Origin of the sequence: Burkholderia cepacia ATCC 25416 (genome assembly GCF_001411495.1) — a bacterium.
Lineage (GTDB): Bacteria > Pseudomonadota > Gammaproteobacteria > Burkholderiales > Burkholderiaceae > Burkholderia > Burkholderia cepacia.
In genome coordinates this window covers 3,215,314-3,226,225 of sequence record NZ_CP012982.1, presented here as the reverse complement: position 1 = coordinate 3,226,225, position 10,912 = coordinate 3,215,314, and the positions used below count along the sequence as shown (strand labels likewise).

Genomic DNA, 10,912 nt, shown 5'->3' with positions numbered 1-10,912 from the left:
GGAGGCCCGCACGAATGCAGAACTGGCAGCCGACCAATCCGGTGGAGCGCAGGTTCATGGATGCGCATGCGGACTGGATGAGTTTCGCGAAAGACAAAGCCGCGAGGTTGATGGTCTGGCAGACCGACGAGACCGATTCGGAACTCGTGCGGCTGTATTTCCAGGTTCAGGACGAGACGTCGTGCGCGGTCAGGACGATGCGGGCGTCGTTCGTCGATGAATCGGGTTATGCAAAGGCATTGACGGATGAACTCGTTGCGTTCTACGACAGCCGGCGAGAGGGGTCTGATGCGCAGGGCGTGCGTGCGAACTGGCAGCCGCCGTATGACGACGGCAAGAATCCGTTGCTGTATCTGTTCGCGGTTACCGACAGCCTGATGCAGCACCATCCGGATGTTTTTCCGGCGATGGTGTTCGTGCTGGAGCCGGCGAAAGTGCGGGATGACGCGGCATGGGTGCGATGGATGGACGATGTGCTGTCGATCATTGCAATCGCGCCGCAGCTTGCCGAGCGATTGCGCTTTGTCGTGCCGCGTATCGAAATCGCACCGTTTGCTGCGTTGATGCAACGGCATCGGGCGGCAGTGCGTGTCGTACGGGGAAAATATTCGATGGCGAGTGTGCCGCGCGAATTGCTGGCGGAATCGGGCGAGCGCGGGCCGAGCGGCGAGTTCCGACGGCACTTCGTGATGCTGACCGAGATGATCGAAGGCGGCAGTCCCGCACGGCTCGAGGAACTGCGTGCGGCGGCACTGGGCGTCGCGGAACGCGAGGAGTGGTTTGATCAGTGCGTGGTCGTCCATTTGATCGCAGGTTCGGCATATCTGAAGTGGCGCGATCGCGCGCGTGCGATCGAAGCGTATCGCAGCGCTGTCAGCAGCGGGATGCGTGCGGTCGAAGCAGGGCATCCGGCCGGGCACAAGCTTGTCGCGAATGGTTTGTTCGGCGAAGCGAGCGTGCATCTGACGCACGGGGATTATGCGCACTCGGCGTATTGCTATGAGCGTGCGGTGGCGTCGACTACCGCCGCGAAGGACGGGCTGATGACGGTCGAGGCATGGCGGATGAGCGCGGTGTGCTGGGAGCGGGCAGGGGAGCGTGACCATGCGCTGGAGGCCGGGTTCAACGCGCTCGATGCGGGATTGATGATCGACGAGCCGATGCGGGCGAACAGCAATCTGCCGATGGTTGTCGAGTGGATGGTGTCGCAGCTCGGTGTACAGGACCAACGGCGCAACGCGTTGAGCGAGAAGGTCGCGGCGTTGCGCAGTGGTCGCTGAGCGGGGGCGAAACCGTGGCACTTCTGGCCGTCAAGCATCTGGATCCCGTTGTTGGCGTGGACGTTCATTCGGTACTGGTCACGCCGGGTACGCCACCGGTGTTCCTGCCGCACCCCCATGTCGGGTTCATGCTCGATCTGCGCGAGTACATCCAGGCCGCAAAGGCTGTGGCCGGCTGCATTGCGATGATGATCGTGCAGGAGAAGGTGGCCGAATACATCGAAGATCACCCTGAAGATGTGGCGAAGCTCGAACACCTCGCCGATGAAGCGGGCCAGCAGGTCAATGAACTGACCAGCGACCCCAATGTCGCCGAGGGGATGAAACTGGCGAAAGCAGCCAACACGATCAAGAATCGCATCAGCGACGATCTTGGCTCGAACGTCGGATCGGGTGGCGGCAGCGGCAGGCCGATTTTCGTGAACGGCATGATGCGGGCCACGGCCGGAACGCATGCGTATCACGTTCCGGGTTTGCATTTTCCGCTTGGCGAATCGTTTGCCCCGCCGCCGGCCGAGTTCGAACCGTCAAATGACGGGGAATCGTTCATGGGCAGCAAGACGGTGCTCGCCAACAACGATCCGATGTCGTACATGGCGCTGGAGGCGTTGAGTTGCTGGTCGATCGGGATGGAGCCGCCACCGCATAACAGCGCGCATACCGATCGAACCTATCCGTCGATGCCGAGTTCGGTGATGCTGCCGATTCCGGCAGGAAGGCCCGTGTTGGTGGGCGGACCACCGATCATGAACATGGCCGCGGCGGCGAAGGGGTTGTTCAAGGCATTTCGGGGATCGAAGTGGGCGAAGACGCTGGCGGACAAGCTGCATTTGAAGCCGGGGTTCTTGCGCTGCAAGGTGTTGCACGCGGAGCCGGTGGACGCGTCGACGGGTGAAGTGGTCGTGGAGCAACGCGACTTCATCGTATCGGGACGCTTGCCGCTCGAGTGGGATCGCTACTATTCAAGTCACGATACGCATGTCGGTGCCGTTGGAGCAGGCTGGCAGACGCCAGCGGATATCCGGCTGGAGCTGTTGCCGAACGGCGACGCGATCGGCGTGGTCGCCCATCTTCCGGATCATACGACTGCGTTCGATGCACTGCCCGCGACCGAAGGCTGGTCCTCGCGCGAATGCGACTGGCAGCAAGCGGATGCGTTGTACCTGCTCGGCGACCGGCTTTTGCTGCGCACGCGCGAAAGCATCGAATACGGATTCCCGTTGCCGCCGCAATGGCGGCAAACGATTATCCCGCCGAGCGGCGAGTCGAGACCGACGCTGCCCATCCATCGCATCTCCGACCCGAACGGAAATGCATGGGTCTTCGAACGCGATCAGGGCGGACGACTCGAACGCATCGCCGAATGGAGACGGGATGGCGCAACCGGGCGCGTCATCGCATGCGAGATCCGGGACGCTACGCGTCATGATGCGAACGGCGCCGCGCATGCCGGATTGCTGACCGCATTGACGCTGGTCGACGCGAATGGACACGCGCATCCGCTTGTTACCTACGAGCATGATCGAGACGGCAACTTGCGTGCCGCGGTCGATGCAATGGGATGCCCGTATCGCTTCGATTATGCGGACGGGCATCGGATCGTCAGGCATACGACCGCGCGGGGCATGTCGTTTCATTACCATTACTGCACCGACGACGACGGCGTTTGGCGCGTCGACCATGCATGGGGCGACGACGGCTTGTTCAATTACCGGTTTGTGTACGACCGCACACGAATGCAAACGTGTATCACCAATTCGTTGGGACATACGACAGTACTGCAACTGAACGCGCAGGGCATGCCTGTATTCGAGCTGGATCCGCTCGGCGGTATCACGAGTTACCGGTACGAGGCAAGGGGACGCACGAGTGTCGCGACCGATGCCGCCGGACGTATCACGTCGTGGGCATACGATCGGCGCGGCAATCTCGTGATGGAAACGCTGCCGGATGGCAGGTCGATTCGAACCGAGTACGACTCGAACCATCATCCGGTCTGCGTGACGTTGCCCGGCGAACGACAATGGCGATACGAATGGGATGAGCGAGGCAATTTGCTTGCACAAACGACGCCGTCGAATGCGACCTCTCGTTACGAGTACGACTCGTACGGGCAGCTTGTCGCACAGATCGGACCATGCGGCGAACTTTCGCGATTCGAATACGACCGCGACGGTCATCTGGCGGCGGTGACGGACCCACTCGGTCATCGAACGCTCTATCGGCACGATGCGCGAGGACATCTCGTCGAAGTGATCGACGCGCTCGGACAGACAAGTCGGTACGAATACGACCGCAATGGCAATTTGACGCGCGCAATCGAGCCGAGCGGGAAGGAGATTCTGTGCGGGTACGACGCCGATGGCAACCTGACGCACTATCGCGATCCGGCCGGCGCTACGGCGCAGCTTCAGTACTCGACGCTGGGGCGAATCACCAAACGGCTATCGCTGGATGGAACCAGCGTCGAATACCAGTACGATACGGAAGGCCGGCTCATTGGCGTCATCAACGAGCGCGGCGAACGATACCAGCTCAAGCGCGATGCGATGGGCCGCATTGTCGAGGAAGTCGACTACTGGGGCCAACTGCGTCGCTACGAGTATGGCGAGTTCGGCGAACTGCGACGGAGTGTCGACCCGGCCGGGCTGGCTGTTCTCTACCTGACCGACAGGTTCGGGCGCGTGGTGCAGAAGCAGGTCGCGGACGCCAGACAGGCTGACGGTTTTCGCATCGAGAAATTTGAATTCGACCGCATCGGCAGGCTCGTCGGGGCGCAGAATCCGGACAGTTGCCTCAGACTGGGCTACGACGACGCAGGCCGCCTCATTGAAGAAAGGCAAGGCGACGATTTCGTCATTGCTTACCGGTACGATACGGTCGGGCGGCGCATCGAGCGCCGCACACGGCTCGTGACCGGTCGCGAAACGGTGACGCACACCGTACGCTACGGCTACGACGCTTTCGGCGCCGTCGCCTCGATCCAGATCGACGATGCCGCGCCCGTCAAGCTCGAGCGGGACGCGCTTGGCCGGATCTGCGTGGAATACCTGGGCGAGGCGTTGCGACGCGAGCTGGTGTACACGAAGGAGGGGCAACTGGCGCGGCAAACATTGTTGTCCGGTACCGGCGCCATCTTTGCCACCGAGTACACATACGATGCCAACGGCGAGATGACCGAGAAGCACGACTCCCGACTCGGTATCGAACGTTTCGATTACGACCCGATGGGCAAGCTGACCGCACACCTCGACCCGAGCGGCAAACTGCTGCGCTTCCTGCACGATCCTGCGGGCGACCTGTTGACGACGAGAAGCAACCCGGGCCATCGCACCGGTGTGTCGGACCCGACATTGCCACTCGATGCCTGGGTACGCGAGGGCGAGCACGATGGCTGTCGTTATACGTTCGATCGTACCGGCAACCTGATACGCAAGCGTGACGCGCAACAGGATTTGCTGCTGCGCTGGGACGGCGACGGGCTGCTGATCGAAACATCGGCGGTACGCATGCCGGCGGACCCTGCGATCCAGGCGAGTCGTATTCATACCCGCTACGCGTACGACGTCTTTCAACGGCGCATCCGGAAGACTACGCAGATCCTCGACAAGCCTGACGCGCCGGCCGGGTCGGTATCAGCATCGACAGTCAGGTCGCACCGTCACGATTATTTTTGGGACGGCGACGCGTTGGTGGGTGAAATAGCGCGCCCGGACCAGAACGTCGACGTGCCGTTGATGAATGTCGTCAACGAGCTGGATCCCGGCTGGGGAGCGGGCCCGGTCGACATATCTCCGGCGGATGGCTACGGAGAATCGTGCGAGTGGGTTTATTACCCTGGTACGTTTCGGCCGCTGGCAGCGTTGCGATACGCACCGAAGAACCGTTCGGATCAGTCGACGGCGGCGTCGGAAGCTGCGGCGCGCAACGCGTTCTTCCAAACCGAGCCCAGCGGGGCGCCGACACGACTGATCGATCAATCCAGTGCGATCCTCTGGGAGGGGCGCTACGGGGCGTGGGGGCATGTCGGTTCAGCCCGGATGCACGCTGCCGACGATCAGCCACTACGGCTCCAGGGGCAGTACGAGGACTGGGAAACGGGCCTGCACTACAACCGATACCGATATTACGATCCGGTGATCGGGAGCTTCGTCAGCCAGGACCCCATTCGAATCGATGGTGGAATCAACCCATACCAATACGCGCCCAACGTATTTGGCTGGAGAGATCCTCTCGGTCTTAAACGAGAGGAAACGCCATTTGAAGGCTATCAAAGAATCCGGTCATTTCGGGAAAGAAGAGGGCTCGATCTGCCAAACAATCCTGATGGCCGGTTCAAGACCGGGGATAAATTGGGATCGATCGGCACGATCTTGGGCTCGGATCGCGTGTACGGGATCAATTCCACTTTGCGGGAGACCCAGGATTTCCAGTTGACGCGGGCGTGGCGTCAATGCCTCGGCCTTGATGGGTCAAAGGGAAACACGTTTCAATTTCTATTTCACTCCGAGGCGGGCACTTTATTGCTGGGGCATCGTGAAGGCCTGCTCGGCGATGAGGTCACCCTGATCAATGACCGGACGACATGCGCGCCTGCCTGCAGACCGATGCTGTCCCGGCTCTTGGCCCCGCTGGGCATCGGCCGTTTGACGGTGTACTCCGGTGGTTCGATGTCGCAGATTGCGCGCGTGGACGTCTATACACGAGGCGGACGGCACGAATGCATGACCGGCAAGCGCGACCCCAAGTTGTAACGTCGGCACGCCCGCCGACCATGGTTCGTGCCACGCGTCGCGGCACGTCCGGCCGCCACGACCCGGCAGCAGGTTTGTTCAGTTTTACGAATTGACATAACGTGAATTATCGGTAGTTTGTGTTGTAGTAGCTTTTTAGAAATGATCAGCGCCGCGGCGCGGCGTGCGCACCAGAACGCGCCTTTCAGGTTGGTGTCGAGCGCGCCGGACGCCGCATTGTTGACGAGCACGTCGAGGCGGCCGTAGCGCCGTTCGATCTCGTCGAACATCCGGTCGACCTGAACGCGTTGCGGCGCAAGCGACCACGCGATCGCGAGCTGATCGTCGAGTTTCGACAACTCGGGAACGGCGCATATCGTTTGCTCCGCCGGTTGTCTGGCCAGATGGCAATTGAAGGAGGCGGCGTATACGGCGCCGGCGAACCAGAAGGACGCCGGCAGCAATGCAATGCGGGCCAGCGTCCGGAGGGCAATCGTCGTCTTCATGTCGAACTGGATGAAGGTGAATGGTCACGCAATGGTCACGTGTTACTCCCGCATCCCCTCCAGATCGCGGATCAATTCGCTCGCCGAGATCTCGTCGAGCGTCGACAGCGCATCGGGCTCGCGAATGCTGCCCCAGTTCGACGGCGAACCGGCCTGCAACGCGCCGAGTTGCTGATCCGGATTCATGTCGACCGCGCCGACGAAGATCCCCGGGTCCAGCGACAGTTCGATCACCTTGCCCGCGCCGAGCGGCTTCGTGAAATACCAGATGCAGCCGGCATCCTCGACCTGGCCGCGCCGCCAGCCCTTGTTGACGAGCCCGAGCACGCGGCCGGTCGGCACCTTGACGCCCTTCCAGCGTTCGAGCTGCCGCCCGTTGCGCTCGTCGTCGGTCAGCCGGTACACGTCGCGACCGAGCTGCGCGAACGGCTGCAGCAGCTCGTAGTCGGCGAACACCTGCCCGAATGCGGCGGCATCGGCCGGCGCGATCTCCAGCGCATGCGGCACCCCGATGCGGATCGTCGCGCCCTCCGGCAACGTAAACGCATCGTCGTCGGCCGTCGCCGCCGTGCCGTCTTCCGCCACGCGGAAGCAGGCCTTCAGCGTGCCGCCGAAGTTGCCGCCGTCGTCGACTTCGTACACACCCCAGACAAGGCGCTGGACAAGATGGCGCACGAGCGGATGCTCGGCGAGAAACGCGCGAAACACCTCGGGTGTCCAGCGGCGGCGCCCGCACATCGCCACCTCGAGCCGAGCGACCTGCTGGCTCGCGATGGTGCGCGCATCCTTCTTCAGCACCTTGAAGCGCTCGACCGCTTCCTTGCCCTTCACGGGATCGTCGGTCTTCTTCGGCTTCGGCAGATCCGCGAGCCGCGCGCCGGCCACGCCGTCGGCGCCGGTCTCGCGCACATACGGCTTGAGCGTCTCGTCGAAGCCGACCCGGAACGCACGCGGACCGAAGTCGAGCAGCATCGTCCCCTGTTCGTCGAGCCCGAGATCCGGCGCGAGACGGTCCTCCAGCTCCTCGGACGACAGCCCGCGCGCTTCCGCGATCGCATCGATCTTCTCGCGCGCGCGGTCCTGCAGCGCGCGGAACTTGACCTTCTGCGCGATGCCGTTGAGCAGCATCAGCGCGACGTCGCTGCCGATCGACGCCAGCACGTCGAGGCCGGTCGCCGCGCGTGCATGCGCCGATTCGCCGGGCCACGTGCGAATCAGCGGCGTCAGCTTGCGTGCGGTGTCGTCGTTGCCGAACAGGCCCAGCGCGGTGAGCGCCCAACCCTCCTTGCCCGGCGCGCCGGCATCGAGCCATGCGTTGAAGCAGTCCCACGCGAAATCGGCCAGCGACTCCGCCGTGCACGCGTCCTTCACGACGTCGATGCCGCCGTAGACACCTTCACCGGTCGGGAACGTCAGCATCTGGCCGAGATGGTCGAGCGCGTCGTCTGGCAACGCCTTGCCGTTCTTCAGCACCGGCCGGCGCCAGCCGCGCGGCTGCCAGAATTCGGGCAGCTTGCTGCGCTTGGTCGGGAAACGGTCGAGCGGGCTCTCGTCGAGCACGGCGCGCACCGCTTGCGGCACCGCGTCGTCGGCATAACGCGAGGCGACGTCGATCAGCAACGCCTCGTGGCCGTTCGCCTGCAGCAAACGCAGCGCAGCGCCGGCGCAGTCGCGCGCTTCGCCCGGCTTGCCGAGCGACGCTGCGATCAGGCCGCAGGCCGCATGCTCCGGAAACTTCAGCAGCCACGCACGGCCGTCGTCGCGCAAGGTCTTCAGCTTTGCGAACGCGCGGGCCGCGATCGGCGCGCATTCGACGGCGCCGTAATTCAGCGCGTAGCCGAAATTCTCGGTCGGCTTGTTGCGCACGGTCGCGATGAGGCCGGGCAACGCGGGCAGGCCGAAGGTCGCCATCAGCGGGTTCACACCTGTCGTGCTGTGTTCGCCGGCCACCGCGTTCCAGATGTCGACGGCCACCGCGGCCGGCAACAGCGTCAGGAATTCGGCGCGCAGCCAGTACCAGAAGTAACGCTCGCGCTTGCGCGCGTCGATCATCGCGCGCCACGCGGCGACGAACGCCGGCGCGTCGCCTTGCCGGATCGCCTTCGCCGCCGCCTCGCCGAGCGGCCCGTAATATTTCTTGCTCGCTTCGAAGCCGAGGCCGGCGATCAGCAGCATCGTGTCCTTCGACGCCGCGGCGAGCCGACTCATTTCCCACCGGTCGAGCGTTTTCGCCTGGTTGCGCTTCGCTTCGTCCCAGCATTCGACCGCCGCCAGTTCGAGCGGCTCCAGCGTCAGCGCAGCCGCCCGCTTCTGCCGCGCGGCAAGCCAGGGCGGCGCGGCCAGCACACCCGGCAATTCCTCGGCCGATGCGACCTCGGCCGGGCCGGCCAGCAGCGCGAGGAGTTTGTCGATCACGGCCTGGGCCGGTGCGTCGAGCCACGGCCGCAGCCCGTCGACGTGCGCCGTATGCGCACGCAACAGGCGCGTGAGGCTCGGCGTCAGCAGCCCGGCATCCTTGCCGCCCGCGGCCACGAGCCGCGACAGCGCGACCATGCCCGCCAGCGGCCAGCGATCGAGCGACAGCGACAGGCGCGCGAGCGCGCCCTTCGAACCGCTGGCGACCCTCGCCAGCGCAGCCACCGCGTCGGGCGTGCCGATCGCGGCGAGCGCATCGCCCGCCTCGTCGGCGGCGGCGCCGCGTTCGAGCACGTCGAACGCGGCCGTGCCGCGCTCGCGCAGCACGGTCGCGACCATCCGCGACATTCCCCAGAACTCGCGGCCATAGCTGTTCGGCCGGATTCTCCCGACCACCGCGATCGCATCGGGATCGGTCGCGGTCAGCAGCATCCAGTGCAGCGTCTCGGGCACGTCGCGTTCGGCGCTCAGCCTGCGCACCAGCGCATTCGACAGTTGCGGCGCATCGGGCAACAACAGTGCGGGTATCGGCTGGCGGGTCGGGTGCAGCGCCGGCAACGCGGCCTCGATCCTGTCGACGCAGGCCTGCCATTCCGCCTCGCTCGCCGCGGCAAGATGCTCGCGCAGCGCCGCCTCGCCGCCGACGATCGGCCCGCGCCAGCTCTCGCGCACCGGGCCTTCGACATTCGTCGAGAAACGATGGAGGCGGCGCTGCGCCTGACGGTCGTAATCGGCGTGCACGTGGATTTTCAACGCGTCGAGCAGCACGTCGATCGCGCCCGTCAATCCGTATTGCGCAACCAGGTAGTCGGCGACCGGGCGGCCGATCGCGGTTTCGCCGTGATAGTCGCCCACGGTCATCGCCAGCGCGAACAGCGCGGCGTCGGCTTGCGCGTCCGCCACCGGCCCGGCGATCGGCGTACGCGCGGCCAGCCGGTCGAGCATCCGCTGGACGGCCGGGCGCAGCGCCGCGTCGGTCGCGCCGATGTCGATCGAGTACCCGTCCTTGCCTTCGATCTTCAGCCACGCAGCGCGCACGTCGAGCACGGTCACCTCGACGGGAAAACGGCGGGACGCATAGGCTTCGCGCAGGATCTGCGGCGACAGCCGCACGGGATCGCCGTGCATCAGCCACGGCGGTGCGCCTGCGTCGGCGACGGCGGGTGCGGCAGGCGCCGGCACGGCGGCCGCCTGGGACGTCAACCACTCGCCGAGCGCCACGGCAGTCGCCTGCCCGTGCTCGTGCACGCTCGCCGACGCTCCCCAGCCATGCAGCAGGCGGCGCGACTTGAGCAGGTCGAGCGCCATCGCGGCGCCCTGGTCTCCGACGTCGTAGCGGCGCTTGATCACGGCAACCGTCAACGTCTCGCCGGGCTTCAGGTCGCCGTTCGCGATCTGCGCGCGCACGGTCTCGAAGACACGCTCGCACTGCGCATCGAAACCTTCGGCAGCGACGGGCGGCAAGGGCGCGGCGGCGGTGGCGGCGGAAACCGTTGAAGGCGGCGTCGATACCGCCGGCTGGGCCGACGGTGTGGCCGGCGCACCCTTCGCGGCCTTTGCCGCTGCGGGTTGCGCGTTCGCGGCCGGTTCCGCGTCTGTCGACGCCTGCGGCACAGCGGCCGGGGTTGCCGACGACGCGGCGGCCGGCGGCTTGGCGGCAGTCGCGCCGATGCCGGCGCCGGCCGCTACCGCGACTTCGGCATAGCCCTTGCCGGTCTTCTCCTTGACGAGCTTGTCGAGCGCGGCGCGCGCCTTCGCGTCGTCCGCGAACGACTTCGTCTGGCTCTGGCCCGCGGTGCCGATGCGGCCCCAGCGGATATTGAGCCCGGAGCCTTCCTGCTCCACTTCCCAGAACTTGCTGGAGTTGCCTTCGATCAGTTCAAAACGACGCATCCGTTCCCTCTCACTCGGATCGACGACGCGGCACGATGCCGCGCCCGCATGCCATGGCCGCAACGCAGCCATGACGCCCTCTCGT

At 65.0% G+C, this 10,912-nt stretch carries 3 protein-coding genes and 1 pseudogene; 2 read left to right on the top strand and 2 right to left on the bottom strand.

The window, feature by feature from the left end:
* Nucleotides 1–14: 14 nt before the first annotated feature.
* Both APZ15_RS31620 and APZ15_RS31615 read left to right on the top strand, forming a co-directional pair.
* Entirely contained in the window at nt 15–1,280 is a 1,266-nt protein-coding gene (locus APZ15_RS31620; RefSeq protein ID WP_027791623.1) for a tetratricopeptide repeat protein, read from the top strand.
* 14 nt (nt 1,281–1,294) lie between these two features.
* On the top strand, nt 1,295–6,034 hold the full coding sequence (locus APZ15_RS31615) for an RHS repeat-associated core domain-containing protein (protein ID WP_080982005.1): 4,740 nt from the start codon (nt 1,295–1,297) through the stop codon (nt 6,032–6,034).
* A 143-nt stretch (nt 6,035–6,177) separates the two neighbouring features.
* On the opposite strand, the pseudogene APZ15_RS42765 reads toward APZ15_RS31615, so the two are convergent.
* Both APZ15_RS42765 and APZ15_RS31605 read right to left on the bottom strand, forming a co-directional pair.
* Nucleotides 6,178–6,375, bottom strand: a pseudogene (locus APZ15_RS42765) (hypothetical protein); the annotation flags it as partial.
* Nucleotides 6,376–6,561: 186 nt separating this feature from the next.
* Nucleotides 6,562–10,827: a WGR and DUF4132 domain-containing protein gene (locus APZ15_RS31605; RefSeq protein ID WP_027791624.1), complete on the bottom strand. Its 4,266-nt coding sequence runs from the start codon at nt 10,825–10,827 to the stop codon at nt 6,562–6,564.
* Nucleotides 10,828–10,912 lie beyond the last annotated feature (85 nt).